Raw genomic sequence first — 23,027 nt, forward strand, 5'->3', positions numbered from 1 at the left:
ATGCCTCAGACGAGGACCGCGCCGCCGACATCGATGGCGCCTTTGGTCGAGGCCGAGCCCAGCAGCATCTCGTTGTGCGCCTTGCCCGACGGGATCATCGGGAAGCAGTTCTCGTGCTTCTCGACCACGCAGTCGAAGATCACCGGGCCGTCGTAGTCCAGCATCTCCTGGATCGCGTCGTCCAGATCGGCGGGGTTGTCGCACAGGATGCCCTTGGCGCCGAACGCCTCGGCCAGCTTGACGAAATCGGGCAGCGATTCGGACCAGCTGTGGGAATAGCGCTCGCCGTGCAGCAGCTCCTGCCACTGGCGGACCATGCCCAGGCGCTCGTTGTTCACGATGAACTGCTTGACCGGCAGCCGGTACTGCACCGCGGTTCCCATCTCCTGCATGTTCATCAGCCACGACGCCTCGCCGGCGACGTTGATCACCAGCGCGTCGGGATGCGCGACCTGCACGCCGATGCTGGCCGGCATGCCGTAGCCCATGGTCCCCAGCCCGCCGGAGGTCATCCAGCGGTTCGGATCCTCGAAGCCCAGGAACTGCGCTGCCCACATCTGGTGCTGGCCGACCTCGGTGGTGATGTAGCGGTCGCGGCCCTTGGTCAGCGCCTCCAGCCGCTGCAGCGCGTACTGCGGCTTGATGGTGCTGTCCGAGTTCACATAGGACAGCGACTTGACCGCGCGCCATTCCTCGATCTTCGCCCACCACTTGGCGACGGCTTCGGATCTGGTCTTGCGGCCGCGCGCCTTCCAGACGCGCAGCAGATCCTCAAGCACGTGGCCGATGTCGCCGACGATCGGGATGTCGACATGGATGTTCTTGTTGATCGACGACGGGTCGATGTCGATGTGGACCTTGACCGACTGCGGGCTGAACGCGTCCACCCGGCCGGTGATGCGGTCGTCGAACCGGGCGCCGATGCACAGCATGTAGTCACAGTCGTGCATCGCCCAGTTCGCCTCGTAGGTGCCGTGCATGCCCAGCATGCCCAGCCAGTTCGCGCCCGAGGCCGGGTAGCAGCCCAGCCCCATCAGCGTCGAGGTGACGGGGAAGTTGGTGGCCGAAACCAGCTCGCGCAGCAGCTGGCTGGCGGCGGGGCCGGAGTTGACCACGCCGCCGCCCGAATAGATCACCGGACGCTCGGCGTTCTCCAGCGCCTCGACCGCGGCGGTGATGGCGTCGATGTCGCCCTTGACCTGCGGGTTGTAGTGCCCGGTGCTGGCCTTCGCCGGCGCGACGTACCTGCCGGTGGCGAACTGCACGTCCTTGGGAATGTCGACCAGCACCGGGCCCGGCCGGCCGTGGGTGGCGACATGGAATGCCTGGTGGATGGTCTCGGCCAGCCGGTCGGTGTCCTTCACCAGCCAGTTGTGCTTGGTGCAGGGGCGGGTGATGCCCACCGTGTCGGCCTCCTGGAAGGCGTCGTTGCCGATCATGAACGTCGGCACCTGGCCCGTCAGCACGATGATCGGGATCGAATCCATCAGCGCGTCGGTCATGCCGGTGACCGCGTTGGTGGCGCCGGGGCCGGAGGTCACCAGCACGACGCCGGGCTTGCCGGTCGAGCGCGCATAGCCCTCGGCGGCGTGCGTCGCGCCCTGCTCGTGCCGGACCAGGATGTGCCGGATCTCGTTCTGCTGGAAGATCTCGTCGTAGATCGGAAGCACGGCGCCGCCCGGATAGCCGAATACCGTGTCCACCCCCTGATCCTTCAGGGCCTGAACCACCATCTGCGCGCCGGTCATCTTCCCAGCCATTTGCCTTCTCCTGTCTGCGCGGGCCCGGTTCCCCCGCGTCGCCCCTTGCGGGCACAAAAAAGGCCCCATGAGGGGCCTGTGCGCGAGCGTTCCGGTCCGGGGTCTATCCCCGCCGGTGCCCGCGCGTTCCGATAAGTACGACGTTCCGTGTCATGGGGACTGGTTTTAGGGGGGGCGTTTTGCGGGGTCAACACCGAAGGTGCGCTTTTTGAAAATTTCGCGCGAAGGCTCTGCCGCGCACGGATCGGCAAGATCGGCGTGCGCCGACGCACGATCCCGGCGCCGCGGGCAGCTTGCGACGTGCGGATCGGCTGCCGCGGCGCCGGCGGCCCGCCGCCCGGACCCTGCCGCCGCCCAGGCGGTCCGCGCCGCCGCCGCAGCCGCCCCGTTCCCGGTTCCGATCCGGCGGCGCCGTTCCGGGAGGTTGAAGTCCGCTTGCCAAATCCATGCCGTGGAATGGTTTTTTCGCGCCACGCTTCCGCGATTCTTCAGCCGTGGTTGCAAAACGCTATTCCGTAGACGGTCCCGCGGCGCTAGAACGGTCGCCATTGGGGTTGACCGAACGTCATGGAGGTGGGGGCATGCATCGCCGGAAATTCCTGCAGGCCGGCACGCTGGGGGGCGCGGCCAGTGCGCTCGGTGCCCCCGCGCTGGCGCAGAACCGGCGCACGCTGACCATGGTCACGACCTGGGAACGGGGGGCCGACGGGGTTCATGACGCGGCCCAGCACGCCGCGGATTCGATCAGCCAGATGAGCGACGGCGCCGTTACCGTGGATCTGAAGGCCGCGGGCGAGCTGGTGCACGCCTACGACGTGTTCGACACCGTGACCTCGGGCCAGGTCGACATGTACCACGGCCCCGACTACTGGTTCACCGCCCAGCATCCGGCCTATGCCTTCTTTACCACCGTGCCGTTCGGGATGACCGCGGCCGAGATGGCGACCTGGTACTATCAGGACGGCGGGCGCGAGCTGCACGACCGCCTGGGCGACATCTTCAACCTGAAATCCTTTCTCGCCGGCAACACCGGCGCGCAGGCCGGCGGCTGGTACCGCCGGCTGATCACCGGTCCCGAGGATTTCCAGGGCCTGCGGATCCGGATGCCCGGGCTCGGCGGCAAGGTGATGATGGAGCTGGGGGCAGAGGTGATCACCCTGCCGGGGGCCGAGGTCTACGAGGCGCTCCGCACCGGCGCGATCGACGCCACCGAATGGGTCGGCCCCTGGGCCGACGAGCGCGCCGGGCTGGGCGATCTGGTCAGCTACTACTACCCGGCCGGTTTCCACGAACCCGCCGGCGGGCTGACGCTGGCGGTGAACCGGGATGTCTACGACGGCCTGATCCCGGCGCACCAGCGCATCATCGAGATCGCCTCGGCCGAGACGCACCAGTGGTCGCTGGCGCAGTACCTGTCGCAGAACGGCCGCGCGATGCAGCGGATGGCCCGGTCGCGGCTGACCCTGGCCGAGTTTCCGGCCGATGTCTGGGACGCCTTCGGCACCGCCGCGGCGCAGATCCACCAGGAGCACCTTGTCGAGCCGCTCTACTCCGAGGTGTATGACAGCTACCGGCGCTCGATGCGCGCGACCAGCCGCTGGCTGTCCGCATCGGAAATGCCGTACCGCACCCAGCGCGACCGGCTGATGGGCTGAGGCGGTCTTCAGGAGTTGTTAACCTTTTCGCCGCTAGACCTCGGGAAACCGAGGCAGGCGGAGCAGATGATGACCGACGACACGGCGCGGCCGCGGCTGCTGGTGCATGTGGGGTTCCACAAGACCGGGTCGTCGGCCGTGCAGATGGCGCTTTCGGCGCAGGCGGAGCAGGCGGACGCCGGCTTTCACTACCCGCACGCCGGGCGGCTGGAGCACTGGCCGCACGCGCATCACCAGCTGGTCGAGGATCTGCGCCACGGGCGCACCGACAGCCTGCAGGCGCTGGTTGCCGAGGTCGCGTGCGCAGACGGCGGGCCGCCGCCGCTGACGGTGCTGTCGTGCGAGGATCTGGCGACGATCCAGAACGCCCGGCTTCTGGGCCACATCCGCGCGGCGTTTCCAGACCACGACGTGTGCGCCGTGGCGGTGGTGCGGCCGCATGTGGACTGGTTGCGCTCGATGTACCTGGAACGGGTCAAGCGCCACGTCACCACGCTCGCGCCGATGGACTACTACCGCGAACACCGCGAAAAGCTGCGCTATGTGCCAATCCTCGACACCATGGTACAGACCGGCTGCGCGGTCGAGGTGCTGGACTACCGCGCGCTCGACCTGCCCGGCGATCTGGTCACGCGCCTGTCCGGCGAAGTGCTGACCGCACAGGTGCAGAAGCGTTACAACGTCTCCCTCAGCGCGCGGATGACGATGGTGCTGCTGGATTTCTACCGTGGTGGCGGCGCGCGCGGCGTCGATGTGCACAGGCTGATCCACAATGCGTACGACCTGGACCGCCGGTGCGGCACGCGCGCGCCGGACGCCGACGTCTTCGACGCCGAGCAGATCGGCCAGATCCATGCCTTCTTCGCCGAGGACCGGCGCCTGCTGGCGGCGCAGTTCGGCCTGCCGGATGCCGACGCTGCCGCGCCGGCGCCGAAGGGCGAACTGGTCCGCCCCGGCCCGCACAACCTGCCGGAGCTGATGCGCTGCCTACTGACCGCGCCGTAGGCGCACCAGCGTGGCCGGCCTAGCCGGTCTCGTCTTCGGGCAGGTAGATCGCGGCGACCTGTTCGGCGATCGGGTCGTTCTCCAGCGGGTGGGTGTTCATCCGCGCCTCGGTGGCCTCGTCCAGCTCGCGCCAGCGGCCGCCGCGATAGATCTCCAGCGGCTTGAACCGGGCCTTGTAGTCCATCTTGCGCGAGCCCGGCACCCAGTAGCCCAGGTAGACATAGGGCAGGTTCGCGGCGCGGGCGATCTGGATGTGATCGAGGATCACGTAGGAGCCCAGCGAGCGGTCCGCCAGGTCGGGGTCGAAGAAGGAATAGACCATCGACAGCCCGTCAGACAGCAGGTCGGTCAGGCACACGGCGATCAGACGGCGGCCATACTCGTCCTCGTCGTAGTACTCGACGATGCGCGAGCGGACCGGCGTCTCCTCGACCATGGCGGCGTATTCATAGACGTCCATGTCGGCCATGCCGCCGTCGGAATGGCGGCTGCCCAGGTACTTGCGGAACAGCGCGAACTGGTCCTCGCTGGCCCAGGGGGTGGTGGCCTCGCGCAGCACGTTGACGTTGCGCCTGAGCACCCGGCGCATGGTGCGGCGCGGCTGGAAGCCGTCGACCACGATCCGCGCCGACAGGCACGCGGCGCAGTCGGCGCAGGACGGCCGGTAGAGCACGTTCTGCGAGCGGCGGAAGCCCTGCCGGGACAGGACGTCGTTCAGCTTGTCGGCGCTGCCGCCCTGCAGCGCGGTGAACAGCTTCCGCTCGACCCTGCCGGCCAGATAGGGGCAGGGCTGCGGTGCCGTCACATAGAACTGCGGCGACTGTGGCAGGCTGTGACGCATGGCTGAGTTCCCCGTCGGCGTCCGGAAACGCTAGCAGCATGCCGCGACTTCAGGCAATCACAAATCGCGGCGCCTAGTTCAACGGTCGATTGATCGCGGTGGTTCCCAGCAGCAGGTCGGGAAGGCCCTGGTTGTAGCGCGTCACCCAGATCGACACGGCGGTGCCGATCCAGCCGACCACCGAGGCCATCAGGAACATGAAGATGCCGGTGTGGACCGCGGCGATCACCGGCGTCAGGCGGTGGCCGTCGCAGCTGCGCAGCTCGATCCCCATCAGCATCATCCCGGGGGTGGCGGAACTGCCGGCGATCGTCAGCCAGCGGTACAGGAACGTCACCAGGAACAGGATCGCCGGAAACAGCGCGAAGCCCAGGCCCAGGGTCAGCAGGCCGATCGCCAGCGTCGCGACCACGGTCGCCAGCACGATGGCGGTGAAGTCGATCAGCCACGCCACCAGGCGCTTGAGCGGCACGCCGTCATAGAACTGCGTGTCGTGCTCGGGGTGGGGAAGATCGTGAAGCGGGTGCATGCGTGCGAAGTGGTCCATGATCGACGTCTCTGGAGGATAAAGATCGGCCGGCGCCGCCCCAGGTTCAAGGGGCGGCGCCGGCGATGCGGTGATCAGGCCGGCTGCGGCGCGCCGGTGTCGGGCGCATCGTCGGCGTCGTTGCGCTGCCGGTCGCGGCTGCGGCGGGCGCGGTCGTCCATGAACTGGTCGAACTCGGCCTGGTCCTTCGCCTTGCGCAGCCGCTCCAGGAAGTCGGTGAAGGCGGCCTGCTCGTCCTCCAGCCGCTTCAGCGTCTCGTCGCGGTAGGCGTCGAAGGCGGTGTTGCCCGAGGTCCGGAAGCGGGCGCCGGTGGGGGACCATTTGCGGGCAGAACAGGACATGCGGTTGCTCCAGATCATGTAGACGAGAAGGGTCAGGCCCAGCGGCCAGAACAGGATGAACGCGACCACCATGGTCGCGATCCACGCGCCCTTGCCCCGGGCGTCAAGCCAGGCTTCGGCTTCGCGGAAGTACCGTGAGACTGCGTGCATTTGGTGACCTCGCAATGTAAATGTGTCTTACATTTACATAGATCGGTGAGGGCGATCGCGGCTTCAAGAGGTGTGCGGAAAAAAACTGTGCACCGCGCGTCGCCGGGGCAGGATAGCATGAATGGCCGGACATCGCGCGGGGGGATGGCGATGCAGTGGATACCGGACGCGGTGCGCGGGAACTGGGGGCGGGTGCGCCCGCTGTTCCACCGCCTGTACGTCTACCGGGCGCATGTCTCGATCGCGCTGGGCGTCAGCCTGGCGCTGGTGGCGACCGGCCAGCTGCGCGAGACGATGATCGTCAACGCCGAGTTCGTGGCGCTGCGGCTGGCGCAGATCTTCCCTGACGGCGACCCGGCGAAATTCGACGTCGGATCGCTGCGCGAGCTGCTGCTGCCCGGCATCACCCTCGAGGAGCTGGCGCGCACCACCTGGCCGGCGCTGCTGGTGGCGTTCCTGCCGGTCTGGCTGACCCTGCTGGCCCGCGCGCGCCACGCCTTCGCGATCCGGCCGGTGCCGCCGCCGGGCCGGCTGATCACCGCGGTATGCTATCTGCCGCTGGCGGCGTTCGTGCTGACCCTGGGCCGGTTCGCGGTCTCGCCCGGCACCCATGCCGACTATGTGTCGGTCTATTGGCTGCTGCTGGCGCTGACGCTGGTTTCCGCCGGGCTCGCGGTGCTGGCCGACCGGCTGGCCCGGCGGCGCGACAGCCGCCGGCTGGCGGTGCGCCTTGGCGTCGGGCTGGCGGCGCTGACGCTGCTGGCGGTGGCGCTGCCGGGCTGGTTCGGGCAGACAGCCGGCGCGCTGCCGGTGGTGGTTCTGTTCGCCGCGGCGCTGGCGGCGGTGGCCAACACCGTCGGCTGGATCGAGGACGAGACCGGCGTGCCGGTGACGCTGCTGCTGCTGGGCTGGGTGGCGCTGGTCTCGGCGCTGGACTGGAACGACAACCACGAGATCCGGCTGGCCGCCGCGCCGGTGCCCGCGCATGTGCAGGCGCTCGAGGGCAGGCAGGCCAGCGGCCCCGAGGGCGCGGCGCAGCTGGAGCGGCTGTTCCGCGCCTGGCTGGCCTGCCGTCCGGACTATCTGCCGCCGGACCGGCGCGCGCCGGACACCGCGCCCTACCAGGTCTACCTGGTGGCGGCGCAGGGCGGCGGGCTGTACGCCGCCTACCAGTCGGCGGTGCTGCTGGCGGATCTGCAGGACCGGAACCCGGGCTTCGCGGCGCGCGTGTTCGCGCTCAGCGGCGTCTCGGGCGGCGCGGTCGGGGTCGGCGTCTTCGCCAGCCTGGTGCGCGAGCGCGGCGTGCTGGCCCCGGCCGGCGACGGCCGCTGCGGCCGGCCGACGGCGGCGACCGAGGTGCCCGAGGGCAGCGCTGTGCGCGTCGTGCGCACCGCGCTGCGCCAGGACTTCCTGTCACCGATGGGCACGGCGCTGCTGTTTCCCGACCTGCTGGCGCGCTTCGCGTTCTGGCCGGTGGGGATCGCCGACCGCGCCCGCGTTGCCGAGCGCCGGCTGGCCGCCGCCTTCGACGCCGCGCTCGAGGCCGAAGGCATCGTGCCCGCGGGGCAGGGGCTGGAGACGCCGATCCTGGCGCACTGGCGGCCCGGGGGCGACGCGCCGATGCTGCTGCTGAACACCACCGACGTGGCGACCGGCACGCGGATGATCGCGTCCAGCCCGCTGACGGCGTTTCCGTCCGGACGCGCGGTCACCTTCGCGCAGATGATGGGCTGCCGCGCCGGCGACGGCGCCTGCCGCGTGCCCTCGATCGCCGCCGCGTCGCTGCTCAGCGCGCGCTTCCCGCTGATCTCGCCGGCCGGGGCGGTGCGCCTGCCGAAGTGTACCGGCCAGCGCACGCGGCGCGAGTACTGCGACGCCGCGCCGGACGCGCCGCGGCCGAAGGCGCGCTTCGTCGACGGCGGCTACTACGAGAACTCGGGTCTGGACACGATTGCCGACCTGCTGGACGTGCTCAAGCCGCTGGAGACGCCGCTCGGGCTGGAGTTCGTGGTGCTGGCGTTCGACCTGGCGCAGCCGACCGAGCCGGTGCGCGCCTACGGGCTGGGCGAGCTGATGTCGCCGCTGCGGGCGTTCAACAACGCCCGTTCGGCGCGGACCCTGCCGGCGCGCGACCGGGTCCGCGCCCATGTCGCGCAGAACCTGATCCCGTTCAGCCTGGACATCCGCGAGCGCGGCTACACCCTGGGCTGGCTGCTGGCGACCGAGACCTTCTGCCGGATGGAGTACGACCTGGCGGTGGAACTGCCCTGCGAGGTGCGGATCACGCCGCGCAGCGGCGAGGACGCCTTCGTGCACAACGAGAACCGGGTCAACCGCGGCGTGGTGATCGCCGACAACGACCCGCTGCGCAGCCTCGAGTCGGTGCTGGAGCAGCCCGGCGATCCGGCGGACCTGCCGGCCCTGATGCAGAAGGTCGTGCCGCAGGCGGTCAGGCGCTGACCGGGCCCCGCCGCGCCCGGCAAGCCGGGGCTAGCGGTCGGGATCGACCAGGCCCAGCCCGCGCAGGTAGATGCCGACGCCGGTCTCCAGCAGCTCCTCGGCGTCGAACGGGGTCTTGGAGCCGGGCTGCGAGCGCGCGAACAGCTCGACCACGCCGTGCGACATCGCCCAGATGTGGTGGCTGATCATCGTCGCCGGCGGCCGCCGGTCGCGCGGCATCCGCGCGATCAGCGCCTCGGCGGCGCGGGTCATCACCGTGAAGGCGCGGTCGGCGGCCAGCTTCAGCTCCGGGTTGGCGGCGATGCCGACGCCGCTTTCGAACATGGTGATGTAGTAGCCGGGGAACTTGCGCGCGAACGCCAGGTAGGCGCGCCCGGTCGCCTCGAACCCCGCCAGCGGCGAGCCGGGGGCGGTGGCGAAGGCATGCTCCAGCAGGTCGCCGAACATCTCGAAACCCTCGCGGGCGGCCTCCTCGATGATCTCCTCGCGGTTCTTGAAGTGGCGGTAGGGCGCGCCCGGGCTGACCCCGGCGCGGCGCGCGGCCTCGGCCACGGTGAAGCCGTAGGGCCCTTTCTCGACCACCAGTTCCAGCACCGCGTCGACCAGCGCGCGGCGCAGGTTGCCGTGGTGATAGCCGCGGCGCGAGGTGGTCTGGTCGCTGGCCATGTCAGGCCGGTCGGCCCGCGGCGGCGGGCGGGGCAGGGACGCGGGGCGCGCTCATACCATCCCCATCTCGGACGGCGTGCCGCAGATCTTCGGGTCCGGCGCGTCGACCTCCAGCCCCGGCACCGGCAGCCGCGACAGCACCGCGCGGATCGCCGCCAGGCGCGCGCGCTTCTTGTCGTCCGAGCGCACCACCGTCCACGGCGCCTCGGGGCTGTCGCTGGCGACGAAGGTCTGGGTGATCGCCTGGGTGTACTCGTCCCACAGCGCCAGCCCCTTGACGTCGATCCCGGACAGCTTCCAGTGCTTCAGCGGGTCCTTCTCGCGCTTCAGGAACCGCTTCAGCTGCTCGGCGCGGCCGACGGTCAGCCACAGCTTGATCAGGTGGATGCCGTCGCCGGCCAGCATCGCCTCGAAATCGTTGACCTGCGCGAAGAAGCGCGCGCGCTCCTCGTCGGTGCAGAAGCCGAACACCTTCTCGACCACGCCGCGGTTGTACCAGGAGCGGTCGAAGAAGGCGATCTGCCCGGCCGCGGGCAGGTGCGCGACGTAGCGCTGGAAATACCATTGCCCGCGCTCGACGTCCGACGGCTTGGACAGCGCCACGACATGCGCGACGCGCGGGTTGAGGTTCTCGCGGAAGCGCTTGATGGTGCCGCCCTTGCCGGCGGCGTCGCGGCCCTCGAACACCACCGCGACGCGCGCGCCGGTGCTCTGCGCCCAGATCTGCGTGCGCATCAGCGCGATCTGCAGCGCCTCCATCTGCCGCTCGTAGTCGTCGCGGTCGATCTCGCAGTCGTAGGGATAGTCCGGGTCGAGGATCTCGTCCTTGCCGGCGGTCTCGATCCGCTTGCGCACCGCCTTCGGCGCCTCCTTCTCGAAGTAGCGGCTGATGGCGGCGTCGAACGGCTTGTCGAAGTCGTCGGTCATGAACATTCCCTGCTGGCGGCCCGGCGGAGGATAGGCCGCCGCGCCCGGCAGGGCAACTCAGAGCCGGGCGTTCAGCCGCGCCAGCGCGGCGGCGACCGCGCCGGTGGCGACGTGGTGCGGCATGTGGCCGATGCCGGCCAGCCGGTCGTAGCGCACGTCCGGCAGCTGCCGCGCCAGCAGGTCCGAGTGGATCGCCGCGCCGACCACCTCGTCGGCGTCGCCGTGCACCAGCTCCACCGGCATCCGCAGCGTGCCGTAGCGCGGCACCATGCGCCGGATGTGGCCCTTCAGCCGGGTCAGGTCGCGGGCGTTGGCGCGCAGCGTCTCGGGGCGCAGCGCCAGCCGCGCGCCGATCTGCTCGGCATAGCCGGGCGGCGGCGACTGCGGCGCGAACACCCGGGCGATGGCGCCCTTCACCGCGTCCTCGCCGACCAGACCGGGGGCGAGCCCGGCGAAGAGCGGCCCGGTCACCGGGTTCGCGGCCAGCTCGTAGACCAGCCCGACACCGCCGTCCCACACCTGGCTGGGGGCGGCGATCGCCAGCAGCCCGCTGACGCTGTCCGGCGCGTCCAGCGCCCAGGCCAGCGCCACCGAGCCGCCGTAGGAATGGCCGACCAGATGCGCCCGGCCGAAGCCCAGCTTCGCCGCCGCGGCGCGCATCAGCCGGGCCTGCACGAACGGGTCGCTGCCGCCGCGCGCCGGCCGCTCGGAAAAGCCCAGGCCGGGGCGGTCGAACAGCAGCAGCGTGTTGCTGCGCGCCAGCGTCTCGGCCGGGCCGATGGTCCAGTCGCGCATGTTGCCGCTGGCGCCGTGGATCACCACCGCCTTGGGGCCGCGGCCCATGGTGCGGTAGTGCAGGCGCAGGCCCTCGACCTCGACGAACTCGCCGCGCGCGGCGGCGGCGTCCGGGGCCGCGCCGCGCCCGCCGGTGCAGGCGGCAAGCAGTCCCGCGCCCAGCGCGGCGGCGGCGCCCAGGGCGCGGCGGCGGTCAGGCCGCACCGATGTCGTCCAGCGCGTAGGGGGTGGTCTGGTAGATCTGGTTGACCCAGTTGCCGTACAGCAGGTGGCCGTGCGAGCGCCAGCGGTTCTCGGGCGTGCGCGCCGGATCGTTGCCGGGGAAATAGTTCACCGGCGGCTCGATCCTTTCGCCGCCGGCGACGTCGCGGTCGTACTCCTGCTTCAGCGTGTCGCTGTCGTACTCGAGGTGGTTGAACATGTAGAGCGCCCGGTGCGCCGGATCGTCCACCAGGCAGGGGCCGACCTCGTCGGACTGCATCAGGATCTCGAGATCCGGGTTGGCGCGGATGTCCGACACGCGCATTTCGGTCCAGCGGCTGACCGGCACCACGAAATCGTCCGAGAAGCCGCGCAGATAGGGCGAGGCCGGCGCCAGGTTGCGGTGCCGGAAACAGCCGAACGCCTTGCGCGCCAGCCGGTCCTTGTGCACACCGTGAAAGTGGTTGAGCATCGCCATGCCGCCCCAGCACACGCCCATGGTGTGGTGCACGTTGGTCTGGGTCCAGTCGAAGATCTCGCGCAGCTCGTCGTAGTAGGTCACGTCGCCGAACTCGAGATGCTCGATCGGCGCGCCGGTGATGATCAGCCCGTCGAACTTGCGGTGCTTCATCTCCTGGAACGGGTGGTAGAACGCCTCCATGTGCTCGGCCGAGGTGTTCCGCGTCTCGTGGTGCGACATGCGGATCAGGCTCAGGTCGATCTGCAGCGGCGTCGCGCCGATCACCCGCGCGAACTGGGTCTCGGTCAGCGCCTTCTTCGGCATCAGGTTCAGCAGCGCGATCTGCATCGGGCGGATGTCCTGGCGCGCGGCGCGGTCCTCGGTCATCACCATCACGCCTTCGCGCTCGAGCACGTCGAAGGCGGGCAGGTCTGACGGGATCTTGATCGGCATCGGCGGTCCGGGTCTGCTGTGCAAGGGTCCTTACATCGCGGCTTTGCCGCCCGAGGGCAAGGCCCGGGCGATCAGCCGCTCGAAATCGTGAGCGCTGCTTACCTGCGCGATGTCCTCGGCCTCGACGGTCACGCCCCAGCGCTCGGCGATCGCGGCGTAGATCGGCAGCCGGTGCTCCAGCAGCCGGCGGAAGCCCCAGCGGATGAACGCGTCCGGATCGACCCGCGCCTCGGCCACGCCCTCGGCGGCAAGATACTCGGCCCAGATCGCGCGCAGGAAGTCCTCCTGGTAGTACATCGGCTTCGGGGCGCGGTCGAACCGCGCCGCCAGCGCCTCGACATGCGCCTCGGTGCCGCGGATCCAGACCGGCAGGATCTTCGCGCTCAGCGGCTGCAGCACCGGATCCTCGGGATCGTCCGGGTCGACCACCTCGCACAGGCTGCCCGAGGTGTCGCAGACGAAATGCGAATAGCCATAGATCGCCTCGGCCTTGTCGGCGAAGGCCAGCGCGTCCAGCGTCGCGGCGATCTCGGCCTCGCGGTGCAGGCGCTGGCGGCGGACGTATTCCTCGAACGGGATGCCGCCCTTGTCCGGATCGCCCGGCTTGCCGAGATAGGTCGACAGCGGCGACAGGTTCTTGAACGTCAGGTTCGAGGCGATGTAGATCGAATCCGACATCAGCAGCTCGCGCAGGAACGGGTTGCGCATCGCCTCGCGCTTGAAGTTGTCGACGATGTGCTCGCCCATGTAGCGCGTGCCGATGCGGAAATCGACCGAGTAGTGGAACCACGCGCCGCCCTCGCGCAGCAGGTTCGAGACATGCGTCTTGCCGAGTCCGGACATGCCGAACAGCGCCACCCGCCTGCGTGGGGCGTCCAGCCAGTCTTGTGCGGTGCGATAGCTCATCTGCGGCTCGTGTTCCGGGGGGGATCGGGGCCCATGCCTAGCCCCGCCCGCGCCGCTCCGCAAATGCAAAACGCCCGCCGGCGGCGGCCGGCGGGCGGTTCGGGCGAACGGGCCGAGCGGAACGCCGGCTCAGAAATACCAGCCGATGCGGACCCCGGCGGCGATCGCGCTGCCGTCGTCGAACGCGGTGCCGGCGAAGTTTTCCGCCTCGCCCAGCGAGATGTAGCTGAGGCCGCCGGTGATCTTGGTGTTCTCGTAGGTGTAGGTCGCCGACAGGCCGACCGACCAGCGCCCGTCGACCGGGCCCAGGGTGGTCAGCGTGGTGTCGGACGCCGGCTCCCAGCTGCCCTGTACCGCGCCCGACCAGTTCTCGTTGAACTTGCGGCCCACGCCCAGGGTGTAGGTGATCCAGTCCTCCTCGTAGTCCACCAGCGGCGCGCCGACCGCGGCGGTGAACACCGGCGGCGCGATCGAGAACTCGGACCAGTCGACCCAGCGCACCGAGCCGAACAGCAGCGTGTCCTCCATGATCCCGGTCTGGAACTCAAGGTTCACCGACTGCGGGGTGGCGATGTCGGTCGAGGTGCTGCTGACCGCGGCGCCGTTGGTTTCGGTGGTGCTCAGGTCGTGCTCGATCTCGGAATAGTAGGTCAGCGCCACGCGCAGCGCGATGTCCTCGCGCTCGTAGGCGACGCCGCCCATGAAGCCGAAGCCGAAGTCGCCCTCGGCGTCGACCTGGTAGGGGCCCGCCAGACCCAGCGCCGCGCCGAACGGAAAGAACGCCACCGCTTCGATATACTGGCCGACCACGCCGCCGTAGGCGGTGATGTTCGGCGTCACCTCGTAGCTGACGATCCCGGTCAGCGCATAGGAATCCAGGTCCGCCGCGGTGCCGGAATAGCCCGAACCGGCGACCACCGGATACTCGGTGTCCACGCCCCAGGGCGTGCCCAGCGTCAGCGCGTACGAGATGCGGTCGGTCAGGTCGGCCTTGTAGGCGATGTCGAAGGATGCGAAGTGCTGCAGCAGATCGCCGGTCGAGCCCGCCGGCGACAGCAGGCCGCCCTCGCCGGACAGGTCGGGCGAGACCAGCGTCGCCGACAGTTCGAAATAGCGCCCGTCCTCGAACAGGACGCGGGGTGACGGCGCTGTGCGCTCGATGCCCGCCGCGTACGCGGACAGGGCCGAGCCAGCCACGAAGGCGGCCGTGAGGGCAATTCGAGTCATGGTCAAGGGCTCCTCCCGGATACGGCTTGCTCGCCGAATTTCACGATTTCGGAAGTAATAGCCCCGGGAGTATACGACGGATCAATCACTGACGCCGCGTCAATCTCAGGTTGACCCGGCGTACTGTGACCCGCAGGCGTCAGATGCCGGATCGGCAGGTCCGTGCGGCGGGAACCGGACGCCGGACGGGCGTTCCGTCCGGCGCAGACATGTCGCTATGCCGGGCGCGCCGGGGTGCGGCGCGCCGGGCAGGACCTCACTTCTTCGCAGCCTCGACCGATGCCGACAGGATCTGCTCGGCCTCGGCCTTCTCTCCCCAGCCGATCACCTTGACCCACTTGCCCTCTTCCAGATCCTTGTAGTGCTCGAAGAAGTGCTTGATCCGGTCCAGCGTGCGCTGCGGCACGTCGGCCAGGTTGCGGATGTTGGACTGGAACGGGTCGACCTTGTCGACCGGCACCGCGATCAGCTTGTCGTCCATGCCGCCGTCGTCCTCCATCTTCAGCACGCCCACCGGGCGGCAGCGGATGACCGAGCCCGGCATCAGCGAGAAGCCGTTGATCACCAGCACGTCGGTCGGATCGCCGTCGGCGTGCAGCGAGTTGGGCACGAAGCCGTAGTTGCACGGGTAGAACATCGAGGTGTTGACGATCCGGTCGACGAACACCGCGCCCGACTCCTTGTCGATCTCGTACTTGACCGGCGCGCCGCCGGCGGCGCCGCCCGAGATCTCGATCACCACGTTGATGTCGCTGGGAGGGTTCTTGCCGGCGGGAATCTTGTCGATGTTCATCTTGAAAGGCTCCGTCCTTGTCTGGATTGGAAACACGGGCAGGGTGTCTGCCGGGGCGGTTAGCACGAAGCGGCGCGCTGGAAAAGGCGGCAGCTTACCCGGGGGCGTTTTGTCGCCGCTGCTCGACGGCGATGTTCAGCAGGTTGGCGCCCAGCACCATCGTCGCGCCCAGGAACACCGCCGGCTCCAGCGGCTCGGCATAAAGCAGGTAGCCGGTGACCGCCATCGCCGGCAGGCGCAGGAACTCCATCGGGCTGACGATCGACGCCGGCGCCCGCTTCAGCGCGTTGGTGATGCACCAGTGCGCGAACAGACCGGTGCAGCCGACCACGGCCAGCCAGGGCAGGCTGGCGGCGGTGGGCGCGGCGATGTCGCCGTCGATGCCGGCGGTGACCAGGCCGAAGCCGGACTGGAACACCACCAGCCAGAACAGGATGCAGGTGACGCCGTCGCGGCGCGACAGGATCTTCGTCACCAGCATGGTGCCGGCGAAGCCGAAGGCGCTCAGGATCGCCGCCACCACGCCGGGGCTCAGCACGATGGTGTCGGGGCGGGCGACCATCAGGATGCCGGCGAAGCCGACCACCGCCGCCACGCCGCGGGTCAGCCGCCAGCGCTCGCCCAGCACCAGCGGCGCCAGCAGCGCCACCCACAGCGGGGTGGTGAACTCCAGCGCGAACAGCTGCCCCAGCGGGATCAGCCCGACGGCGAAGAACCACAGGTTCTGCCCGGTGAAGTGGAAGACGTTGCGCAGCCCGTGCAGCCGGATCTGGCCGGTGTTGATCTGCCCCAGCGAGCCGGCCAGTCCGCCCACCGCCAGCACGATGCCGATGCCCAGCAGCGAGCGGTAGAACATGATCTCGAAGGTGTCGTGATGCCCCGCCAGCTCGCGCCCGGCGACCGCCATCAGCGTGAACGACAAGATGCCCGCCAGCATGAAGGCGAAGGCGGCGAGAGGCCGGGGTGTCTGGTCCATGCGCGCAGGGACCACGCGCCGCGGCGGTCGTCAAGCCGCTTGCCGCGCCGGCGCCGCGCGTCCTAGTGTCGGGCGCATGATCCGCGCCGCGCTCCTCGTGCTGTCCTGCCTCGCCGCCGTTCCCGCGGCGGTCCCGGTCGCCGCCGCCGCGCAGGTGCAGATGGCGGCGGTGAACCCGAAATCCGCCCGCATGGTCGAGGCCACGGTCCGCGCCGCCGGCCGGCTGTTCCCGAACCTGCCGGCGGTGCGCCTGACCTCGGCGATCGGACGGGTCTGCGGCGGGCCGCCGGCGTCGGAGCTGGTGCGCTACTGCACGAGCGCGAACCTGGTCTACCTGGCCGCGGACATCGACCAGAGGCTGTCCGAACCGGCGGCCGCCTATCTGGTGGCGCACCAGCTGGGCCATGCCGCCCAGCTCCGCGCCGGCATCGCCGCGCGCGCCGACACGCCCGAGCTGCGCGCCGCGCTCGAGCTTCAGGCGGACTGCCTGGCGGGGGTGATCCTGTCGTCGACGGAAACGACGGCAAGCGATCCTGCGGTTCGGGCCGCGACGGATCACCTTACTGCTCCGCATTGGGGGGCGGAGCCCATCGAGAACGGCCGGCCCGAGCCGTTGCCGCCCACGATCCGGGGCGAATGGCTGCAGTGGGGCTACCGCGAGGCGGACGCCGGCCGGTGCGAGGTCGGCGATCTGCCGGCCGCATTCGACAGGTGAGCGATCCGACAGCTACCTGAAAGGGCGCGCCGGCCGTCGGCTTTGCGCCGGGTTCCTGAGCGCGCCGAGACCCTTCAGCCCCGTGGCCTTCAACAGCGGCGTGTTCGCGCGGAACCGAAACATCGCGGCGATGCGCCGGGCCGTTTCGGCGGCCGGGCTGCCGTCATGGCGGAAGCCCGCTGCACCGCCCGTCACTCCCACTCGATCGTGCCCGGCGGCTTCGAGGTGATGTCGTAGGTCACCCGGTTGATGCCGTGGACCTCGTTGATGATCCGCGTCGCGGTCTCGCCCAGAAACGCGTGGGTGTACGGGTAGTAGTCCGCCGTCATCCCGTCCACCGACGTCACCGCGCGCAGCGCGCAGGCATAGTCGTAGGTCCGTCCGTCGCCCATCACGCCGACGGTGCGCACCGGCAGGATCGCGACGAACGCCTGCCAGATTTCGTCATAAAGGCCATGCTTGCGGATCTGGTCGATGTAGACCGCGTCGGCCTTGCGCAGGATCTCCAGCTTGTCGCGGGTGATCTCGCCGGGGCAGCGGATCGCCAGGCCGGGGCCGGGGAAGGGATGGCGGCCGACGAAGCTTTCGGGCAGGCCCAGCTCGCGGCCCAGCGCGCGGACCTCGTCCTTGAACAGCTCGCGCAGCGGCTCGACCAGCGCCATGTCCATGCGCTCGGGCAGGCCGCCGACGTTGTGGTGGCTCTTGATCGTGACCGACGGCCCGCCCGAGAAGCTGACGCTCTCGATCACGTCCGGGTACAGCGTGCCCTGCGCCAGGAACTTCGCGCCGCCGATCGACCTGGCGTGCTTCTCGAACACCTCGATGAACAGCTTGCCGATGGTCTTGCGCTTCTGCTCGGGGTCGCCGACGCCCTCCAGCGCGGTCAGGAACAGGTCGCTCTCGTCGGCGTGGATCAGCGGGATGTTGTAGTGGTCGCGGAACATGCCGACGACCTCGTCGGCCTCGTTCTGGCGCAGCAGGCCGTGATCGACGAACACGCAGGTCAGCCGGTCGCCGATCGCCTCGTGGATCAGCACCGCCGCCACCGACGAATCGACGCCGCCCGACAGCCCGCAGATCACCTTCTCGTCGCCGACCTGGTCGCGGATCGCCTGGATCGCCTGCTCGCGGTAGGCGGCCATGGTCCAGTCGCCGGTGAACCCCGCCAGCCGGGTGAAGTTCGCCAGCAGCCGCCGGCCGTTCGGCGTGTGGTGCACCTCGGGGTGGAATTGCACCGCGAAGAACTTCCGCGCCGGATCCGCGACGATGGCGCAGGGCGCGTTCGGCGAGGTGCCGATCACCTCGAACCCCGGCGCCAGCTGCGTGACCCGGTCGCCGTGGCTCATCCAGACCTCTTCGCGGCCGTCGCCGAACAGGCCGGCGAAGATCGTATCCTCGCCGTGCGCGCCGGCGGGGGCGACGAAGGCGCGGCCGAACTCGCGCTCGTGGCCGCTTTCGACCCGGCCGCCCAGCTCGGTCATCATCACCTGCTGGCCGTAGCAGATGCCCAGCACCGGCACGCCCAGTTCCCACACCGCCTTCGGCGGGCGCGGGCTGCCCGGCGCGGTGACGCTGGCCGGGCCCCCCGACAGGATCACCGCGCGCGGCGCGAAGGCGCGCAGGCTGTCGTCGGTGACCGACTGGAACGGGTGGATCTCGCAATAGATGTTCGCCTCGCGCAGGCGGCGGGCGATCAGCTGGGTGACCTGGCTGCCGAAGTCGACGATCAGCAGGCGCTCGTGGCTCGTGTCTTGCATGACGGCGCTTTAGGCGCGAGGCGGGATTCGCGCAAGGGCGCGGGTGTCGCGGCCCTCACCGCGCCCGCACCGACCCGCCCGCACCGACCCGCCCGAACCGGGGCCATGTCGTTTCCCTGCCGGATCGCTTCGCAATCGGGCAGGGGCGGGACGGCCCTGCGGGTCTATACCGGTCGAGACGGGACATGGCGCAGCGTTGGCGAGGATGCGGCGATGGAGGATGCGATGAGCGAAGGCGGCCGGCGGCGAGGCAGGGGCGGAGGCGGGGCCGCGCGGCGTGCCGAACGCACCGCGGTCAACGTGAGCTGCGCGCCGACCATCCGGCGGCGCATCGGCACCTACGACATCCTCGACGACGAAGCGCTGCAGATCATCGAGCGCAACGCCGAGACGGTGCTGGAGGAGATCGGCGTCAACTTCGTCGAGAACCCCGCGGCGCTGAAGCTGTGGAAGGACGCCGGCGCCGACGTGCAGGGCGAGCGGGTGCACATCCCCCGCGGCCTGGCGCGCAAGCTGTGCGCAAGCGCGCCCGCGACCATCACCCAGCACGCCCGCAACCCCGAGCGCAGCGTGGTGATCGGCGGCGACAGCCTGGTGCTGGCCCCGGTCTACGGCCCGCCGTTCGTGCGCGACGCCGAGGGCGGGCGCCGCTACGCCACGCTGGCCGATTTCCAGAACTTCGTGCGGCTCGGCTACATGTCGGAATGGCTGCACCATTCCGGCGGCACGGTGTGCGAGCCGACCGACATCCCGGTGAACAAGCGCCACCTCGACATGCTGCTGGCGCACATGACGCTGACCGACAAGCCGTTCATGGGCTCGGTGACGGAACCCGGCCGGGCCGAGGACAGCGTGGCCATGTGCCGGCTGCTGTTCGGCGAGGCATTCGTGAACGAGAACACGGTGATGACCTCGCTCATCAACGTGAACTCTCCGCTGACCTTCGACGCCACGATGATGGGCGCGCTCGAGGTCTATGCCCGCGCCGGCCAGGCCTGCATCGTCTCGCCGTTCATCGTCGGCGGGGCGATGTCGCCGGTGACGGTGGCCGGCACGCTGACCCAGGTGCTGGCCGAGGCGATGGCCGGCATCGCCTATGCGCAGCTGGTGCGCCCCGGCGCGCCGGTGATCTTCGGCGCCTTCGTCGCCTCGATCGACATGAACTCCGGCGCGCCCACCTTCGGCACCCCCGAGGCGTCGAAGATCCTTTATGGCGCGGGGCAGCTGGCGCGGCGGTTGAACCTGCCGTTCCGTTCGGGCGGCGGGCTGTGCGGCTCGAAGCTGCCCGACGCGCAGGCCGCCTACGAGTCGGCAAACACGCTGAACGCGGCGCTGCTGGGCGGCGTCAACTTCATGCTGCACGCCTGCGGCTGGCTGGAGGGCGGGCTGGTCGCCTCGTTCGAGAAGTTCGTGCTGGATGCCGACCAGCTCGGCGCGCTGCACAGCCTGGCGCGGGGCGTGGACGTGTCCGAGGCCGGGCAGGCGATGGACGCGCTGCACGAGGTCGGGCCGGGCGGCCACTTCCTGGGCTGCGCGCACACCCAGGCGCACTTCAAGCAGGCGTTCTGGCGCAGCCACGCCTTCGACTACAAGCCGTTCGAGACCTGGTCCGAGGACGGCGGGCTGGACAGCCAGGCGCTGGCTGCGCGCCGGGTGCGCAAGCTGCTTGGCGACTATCAGCAGCCGGCGCTCGATCCCGGCGTGGCCGAGTCGCTGGCGGACTACGTCGCCCGCCGCAAGGCCGAGATGCCCGACGCCTTCGTCTGAGCGGCCTCGCCGCTGCGACGCATCAGCCCCGGCGCCCGCGCCGGGGCTTTTTCGTTCGTGCCCCGCGCGACGCTCAGGCGGCGCGCGGCGCCAGCGTGGATTCGGCCAGCAGCGCCGTCAGCAGCTCGATGTGGCGGGTGATCGAATAGGTCGCATCGCCCGCCTTGCGGGTCTCCTCCAGCCGCGCCTCGGCGGCCAGCAGCGCGTGGCCGGCGCGGCCGGGGCGGGTTTCCTGCGGCAGGATCCGGACCAGGTCGCGGTCGCGGCGGTACAGGCCCAGTCCCTTGCGGGCGGCGCCCACCAGCAGACGCGGACGGTTCAGGGTGCCAAGGATCGCGGCAAGATCGGTCATCGGGTGTGTCCCTTCGCTGTCAGATCGATTGACGCGACAATGGCATGACACAACCTGACGTTGCGCAATCGCCGGATACACCGTTCGCACCTTTCTTTCGATTTTTCCTTCATATACCGGAAATCAATAAATTATTTGCCCATTAATTCGTTGTTTACCATTCAACCTTAAGACGAGTTTGCCACGAATTTTAACGAATGAGCGACCGATGGACAGGACTGCTGCGCCCATGGATCGCGAGGATTTTCACGGTACCCCGATGGCATCGGGGGCGGGGTCTGTTGCCCTGCCGCCGGCGGTGCAGGCCTACCTGGCCCACACCGTCGGCGGCATGGGGTTCCGGGCGATAGCCCGGCTCAGGTCCTGCCCCCCTTCAACAATCCTGCGGCAGGTTCGCCGTGTCGAGGCGCGCCGCGACGACCCGCTGGTCGACGCGGCGCTCGACAGCGCCGCGCACGCGGCGGAGCTGCGGTTTCACATGCATCCGACAATGAAGGATTGGGCCACGATGATTGCGACTTCCCGCCCCCACGCCACCGACGATCTGGACGCCCGCGTCACCCGCGAGGCCCGCCGCATCCTGCGGCGCCTGTGTGAATCCGGCGCCTTCCTGGCGGTCTCGGACTCGATGGAAAAGGGCGTCGTGCTGCGCGATTCCGTCCCCGGGCGGCACACCCGCACCGCCGTCGTCGACCGCGACGTGGCCGAGGCCTTCGCGCTGCAGGACTGGATCGAGCCGACACACCGCGGCAAGATCGCCCGCTACGCGATCACCGAGGCCGGCCGCGCCGCGCTCAAGCGCCTGCTCGAGGAAGAGCGCGCCGCCCGCGCCGCGCGCGACAGCGCCTTCGCCGAGGCGCCGACCCCGTTCCGCGCCCAGCACCAGGATATCGGCGAGCGCCGCGTGATGGACGACGCCGGGCGCGAGACCCGGCTGCGCACCAACCTGGCGGAAAGCCCGCTGACGATCCTCGGCCGCAAGCGCGACCGCAGCGGCGCCGCCTATCTGAGCGCCGATCTGATCGACGCCGGCGAGCGTCTGCGCGAGGATTTCGAGCTGGCGCAGATGGGGCCGCGCACGACCCAGAACTGGGAAGCGTTCCTGACCCCGCGCGGCCCGCTCTCGGGCCCCGGCCGCGGGCCGGCCGAAGGGCCGCAGGCGGCGCGCGAGCGGGTGCAGGCGGCGATGGCGGCGCTGGGCCCGGGGCTGTGGGACGTGGCGTTCCGCGTCTGCTGCTTCCTCGAGGGGCTGGAGACCGCCGAGAAGCGCCTGGGCTGGTCGGCCCGCTCGGGCAAGGTGGTGCTGCGCATCGCGCTGCAGCGGCTGGCGATGCATTACGGCGTCGGCGCGCAGCGCGAACTGGCCGGCTGACCCGCCCCGGCCAGCGCCGGAACCGCAGGCGCCGCGGGAGAGGGTCCCGCGGCGCCTGCGCATTGCGCGGGGCGGTCGACCCGCCGCCGGGTCCGCGTCAGCGCGCGGCGGCGGCGATGATCGGCCCGAAATCCTCGGCCTTCAGCGAGGCGCCGCCGACCAGCCCACCGTCGACGTCGGACAGCGCGAAGATCTCGGCGGCGTTGCCCGGCTTCACCGAACCGCCGTAGAGCAGCCGGATCGCCTCGGACGGGTCGGCGCCGAACCGGCCCGCCAGCCCGGCGCGGATCGCCCGGTGCACGTGCTCGATGTCGTCCGGCGACGGCGTGCGCCCGGTGCCGATCGCCCAGACCGGCTCGTAGGCGATGACGGTGTTCGCGCCGGTGGCGCCGTCGGGCACCGAGCCGGCCAGCTGCGCGTCGATCACCGGCAGGGTGCGGTCGGCGTCGCGCTCGGCCTCGGTCTCGCCGATGCAGATGATCGCCACCAGCCCGGCGCGCCAGGCGGCCTCGGCCTTGGCGCGCACCAGCGCGTCGTCCTCGCCGTGATCCGTGCGCCGCTCGGAATGGCCGACGATGACGTGGCTGGCGCCGGCATCGGCCAGCATCTCGGCGGACAGATCGCCGGTGTGCGCGCCGCTTGCGGCCGGGTGGCAGTCCTGGCCGCCGATGGCGAAGCCCGAGCCGAGCCCGGCCAGCAGCGGGATCAGCGGCGCCGGCGGGCAGATCACCACCTCGCAGTCCGCGCCGCCGTGCTCGGCCGCCAGCGCCTCGACCACCGCCGCCTGGGCCCTCAGACCGTTCATCTTCCAGTTGCCGGCGGCGATCTTGCGGCGCATGTGGCTCTCCGTGGTTCTCGGTTTTCGGGGGCGTTCCCCGGGGGCCGGGGGGGCACGCGAAAA

General features: G+C 70.2%; 21 protein-coding genes. 6 read left to right on the top strand and 15 right to left on the bottom strand.

Annotated elements, in window-relative coordinates; translation table 11 throughout:
- Window positions 1-5: 5 nt before the first annotated feature.
- Complete coding sequence (locus GE300_RS15480) at window positions 6-1,760, bottom strand: acetolactate synthase 3 large subunit (RefSeq protein WP_154447678.1); 1,755 nt, start codon at window positions 1,758-1,760, stop codon at window positions 6-8.
- A 581-nt stretch (window positions 1,761-2,341) separates the two neighbouring features.
- On the opposite strand from GE300_RS15480, the gene GE300_RS15485 reads away from it, so the two are divergent.
- Window positions 2,342-3,415 (top strand): TRAP transporter substrate-binding protein, encoded by a 1,074-nt coding sequence (locus tag GE300_RS15485; protein WP_154447680.1) that lies wholly within the window; start codon window positions 2,342-2,344, stop codon window positions 3,413-3,415.
- A 69-nt stretch (window positions 3,416-3,484) separates the two neighbouring features.
- Entirely contained in the window at window positions 3,485-4,420 is a 936-nt protein-coding gene (locus GE300_RS15490; RefSeq protein WP_154447682.1) for a hypothetical protein, read from the top strand.
- Between the two features lie 19 nt (window positions 4,421-4,439).
- Here GE300_RS15490 and GE300_RS15495 read toward each other — a convergent pair whose 3' ends face one another.
- From GE300_RS15495 to GE300_RS15505, 3 genes are all read right to left on the bottom strand, one after another.
- Window positions 4,440-5,261 carry an arginyltransferase gene (locus GE300_RS15495; RefSeq protein ID WP_154447684.1) on the bottom strand — a complete coding sequence of 274 codons (822 nt, stop codon included), beginning with the start codon at window positions 5,259-5,261 and terminating at the stop codon, window positions 4,440-4,442.
- Between the two features lie 73 nt (window positions 5,262-5,334).
- Window positions 5,335-5,808 (bottom strand): RDD family protein, encoded by a 474-nt coding sequence (locus GE300_RS15500; protein ID WP_154447686.1) that lies wholly within the window; start codon window positions 5,806-5,808, stop codon window positions 5,335-5,337.
- 74 nt (window positions 5,809-5,882) lie between these two features.
- Complete coding sequence (locus GE300_RS15505; RefSeq protein WP_154447688.1) at window positions 5,883-6,299, bottom strand: DUF2852 domain-containing protein; 417 nt, start codon at window positions 6,297-6,299, stop codon at window positions 5,883-5,885.
- A gap of 150 nt (window positions 6,300-6,449) precedes the next feature.
- Between GE300_RS15505 and GE300_RS15510 the strand changes: the two genes are divergently transcribed.
- Window positions 6,450-8,759, top strand: a complete 2,310-nt coding sequence (locus GE300_RS15510) for a hypothetical protein (protein WP_154447690.1) — start codon at window positions 6,450-6,452, stop codon at window positions 8,757-8,759.
- A gap of 30 nt (window positions 8,760-8,789) precedes the next feature.
- Here GE300_RS15510 and GE300_RS15515 read toward each other — a convergent pair whose 3' ends face one another.
- From GE300_RS15515 to GE300_RS15550, 8 genes are all read right to left on the bottom strand, one after another.
- On the bottom strand, window positions 8,790-9,425 hold the full coding sequence (locus GE300_RS15515) for a TetR/AcrR family transcriptional regulator (protein WP_154447692.1): 636 nt from the start codon (window positions 9,423-9,425) through the stop codon (window positions 8,790-8,792).
- A gap of 51 nt (window positions 9,426-9,476) precedes the next feature.
- The gene (gene ppk2, locus GE300_RS15520) at window positions 9,477-10,352 is read right to left on the bottom strand and encodes a polyphosphate kinase 2 (RefSeq protein WP_154447694.1); all 876 of its coding nucleotides are present in this window, start codon (window positions 10,350-10,352) and stop codon (window positions 9,477-9,479) included.
- Window positions 10,353-10,409: 57 nt separating this feature from the next.
- A complete protein-coding gene (locus GE300_RS15525; protein WP_154447696.1) occupies window positions 10,410-11,351 on the bottom strand; it encodes an alpha/beta fold hydrolase in 942 nt (313 codons plus the stop codon).
- Window positions 11,341-12,261, bottom strand: a complete 921-nt coding sequence (gene metA, locus GE300_RS15530; RefSeq protein ID WP_154447698.1) for a homoserine O-acetyltransferase MetA — start codon at window positions 12,259-12,261, stop codon at window positions 11,341-11,343. The genes GE300_RS15525 and metA overlap by 11 nt, the downstream gene beginning before the upstream one ends.
- Before the next feature lie 30 nt (window positions 12,262-12,291).
- On the bottom strand, window positions 12,292-13,167 hold the full coding sequence (locus GE300_RS15535; RefSeq protein WP_154447700.1) for an ATPase: 876 nt from the start codon (window positions 13,165-13,167) through the stop codon (window positions 12,292-12,294).
- A gap of 129 nt (window positions 13,168-13,296) precedes the next feature.
- Window positions 13,297-14,394 carry an OmpP1/FadL family transporter gene (locus GE300_RS15540; protein ID WP_154447702.1) on the bottom strand — a complete coding sequence of 366 codons (1,098 nt, stop codon included), beginning with the start codon at window positions 14,392-14,394 and terminating at the stop codon, window positions 13,297-13,299.
- Window positions 14,395-14,650: 256 nt separating this feature from the next.
- Window positions 14,651-15,187 (bottom strand): inorganic diphosphatase, encoded by a 537-nt coding sequence (gene ppa / locus GE300_RS15545; RefSeq protein WP_154447704.1) that lies wholly within the window; start codon window positions 15,185-15,187, stop codon window positions 14,651-14,653.
- 94 nt (window positions 15,188-15,281) lie between these two features.
- Complete coding sequence (locus GE300_RS15550) at window positions 15,282-16,163, bottom strand: DMT family transporter (protein WP_154447706.1); 882 nt, start codon at window positions 16,161-16,163, stop codon at window positions 15,282-15,284.
- A gap of 76 nt (window positions 16,164-16,239) precedes the next feature.
- Here GE300_RS15550 and GE300_RS15555 point away from each other — a divergent pair, with 76 nt between their 5' ends.
- Window positions 16,240-16,878: a neutral zinc metallopeptidase gene (locus GE300_RS15555; protein WP_233417080.1), complete on the top strand. Its 639-nt coding sequence runs from the start codon at window positions 16,240-16,242 to the stop codon at window positions 16,876-16,878.
- A gap of 191 nt (window positions 16,879-17,069) precedes the next feature.
- On the opposite strand, the gene guaA is transcribed toward GE300_RS15555, so the two are convergent.
- Entirely contained in the window at window positions 17,070-18,635 is a 1,566-nt protein-coding gene (gene guaA, locus GE300_RS15560; protein ID WP_154447710.1) for a glutamine-hydrolyzing GMP synthase, read from the bottom strand.
- A gap of 225 nt (window positions 18,636-18,860) precedes the next feature.
- Here guaA and GE300_RS15565 point away from each other — a divergent pair, with 225 nt between their 5' ends.
- Window positions 18,861-20,402: a trimethylamine methyltransferase family protein gene (locus GE300_RS15565; protein ID WP_154447712.1), complete on the top strand. Its 1,542-nt coding sequence runs from the start codon at window positions 18,861-18,863 to the stop codon at window positions 20,400-20,402.
- 73 nt (window positions 20,403-20,475) lie between these two features.
- Here the strand turns inward: GE300_RS15565 and GE300_RS15570 are convergent, their stop codons facing one another.
- Entirely contained in the window at window positions 20,476-20,754 is a 279-nt protein-coding gene (locus tag GE300_RS15570; RefSeq protein WP_154447714.1) for a DUF6477 family protein, read from the bottom strand.
- A gap of 259 nt (window positions 20,755-21,013) precedes the next feature.
- Here GE300_RS15570 and GE300_RS15575 point away from each other — a divergent pair, with 259 nt between their 5' ends.
- Window positions 21,014-22,126, top strand: coding sequence for a DUF6456 domain-containing protein (locus GE300_RS15575; RefSeq protein WP_154447786.1), 1,113 nt, complete (start codon window positions 21,014-21,016; stop codon window positions 22,124-22,126).
- 97 nt (window positions 22,127-22,223) lie between these two features.
- Here the strand turns inward: GE300_RS15575 and tpiA are convergent, their stop codons facing one another.
- A complete protein-coding gene (gene tpiA, locus GE300_RS15580; RefSeq protein ID WP_154447716.1) occupies window positions 22,224-22,964 on the bottom strand; it encodes a triose-phosphate isomerase in 741 nt (246 codons plus the stop codon).
- Between the last annotated feature and the right edge of the window lie 63 nt (window positions 22,965-23,027).

The organism is Halovulum marinum (assembly GCF_009697225.1).
GTDB lineage: Bacteria > Pseudomonadota > Alphaproteobacteria > Rhodobacterales > Rhodobacteraceae > Halovulum > Halovulum marinum.

Coding starts and splice junctions, on each gene's coding strand:
- GE300_RS15480 (WP_154447678.1), bottom strand. CDS start 1,760: ATGGCTGGGAAGATGACCGGCGCGCAGATGGTGGTTCAGGCCCTGAAG.
- GE300_RS15485 (WP_154447680.1), top strand. CDS start 2,342: ATGCATCGCCGGAAATTCCTGCAGGCCGGCACGCTGGGGGGCGCGGCC.
- GE300_RS15490 (WP_154447682.1), top strand. CDS start 3,485: ATGACCGACGACACGGCGCGGCCGCGGCTGCTGGTGCATGTGGGGTTC.
- GE300_RS15495 (WP_154447684.1), bottom strand. CDS start 5,261: ATGCGTCACAGCCTGCCACAGTCGCCGCAGTTCTATGTGACGGCACCG.
- GE300_RS15500 (WP_154447686.1), bottom strand. CDS start 5,808: ATGGACCACTTCGCACGCATGCACCCGCTTCACGATCTTCCCCACCCC.
- GE300_RS15505 (WP_154447688.1), bottom strand. CDS start 6,299: ATGCACGCAGTCTCACGGTACTTCCGCGAAGCCGAAGCCTGGCTTGAC.
- GE300_RS15510 (WP_154447690.1), top strand. CDS start 6,450: ATGCAGTGGATACCGGACGCGGTGCGCGGGAACTGGGGGCGGGTGCGC.
- GE300_RS15515 (WP_154447692.1), bottom strand. CDS start 9,425: ATGGCCAGCGACCAGACCACCTCGCGCCGCGGCTATCACCACGGCAAC.
- ppk2 (WP_154447694.1), bottom strand. CDS start 10,352: ATGACCGACGACTTCGACAAGCCGTTCGACGCCGCCATCAGCCGCTAC.
- metA (WP_154447698.1), bottom strand. CDS start 12,261: ATGCCGATCAAGATCCCGTCAGACCTGCCCGCCTTCGACGTGCTCGAG.
- GE300_RS15535 (WP_154447700.1), bottom strand. CDS start 13,167: ATGAGCTATCGCACCGCACAAGACTGGCTGGACGCCCCACGCAGGCGG.
- GE300_RS15540 (WP_154447702.1), bottom strand. CDS start 14,394: ATGACTCGAATTGCCCTCACGGCCGCCTTCGTGGCTGGCTCGGCCCTG.
- ppa (WP_154447704.1), bottom strand. CDS start 15,187: ATGAACATCGACAAGATTCCCGCCGGCAAGAACCCTCCCAGCGACATC.
- GE300_RS15550 (WP_154447706.1), bottom strand. CDS start 16,163: ATGGACCAGACACCCCGGCCTCTCGCCGCCTTCGCCTTCATGCTGGCG.
- GE300_RS15555 (WP_233417080.1), top strand. CDS start 16,240: ATGATCCGCGCCGCGCTCCTCGTGCTGTCCTGCCTCGCCGCCGTTCCC.
- guaA (WP_154447710.1), bottom strand. CDS start 18,635: ATGCAAGACACGAGCCACGAGCGCCTGCTGATCGTCGACTTCGGCAGC.
- GE300_RS15565 (WP_154447712.1), top strand. CDS start 18,861: ATGAGCGAAGGCGGCCGGCGGCGAGGCAGGGGCGGAGGCGGGGCCGCG.
- GE300_RS15570 (WP_154447714.1), bottom strand. CDS start 20,754: ATGACCGATCTTGCCGCGATCCTTGGCACCCTGAACCGTCCGCGTCTG.
- GE300_RS15575 (WP_154447786.1), top strand. CDS start 21,014: ATGGCATCGGGGGCGGGGTCTGTTGCCCTGCCGCCGGCGGTGCAGGCC.
- tpiA (WP_154447716.1), bottom strand. CDS start 22,964: ATGCGCCGCAAGATCGCCGCCGGCAACTGGAAGATGAACGGTCTGAGG.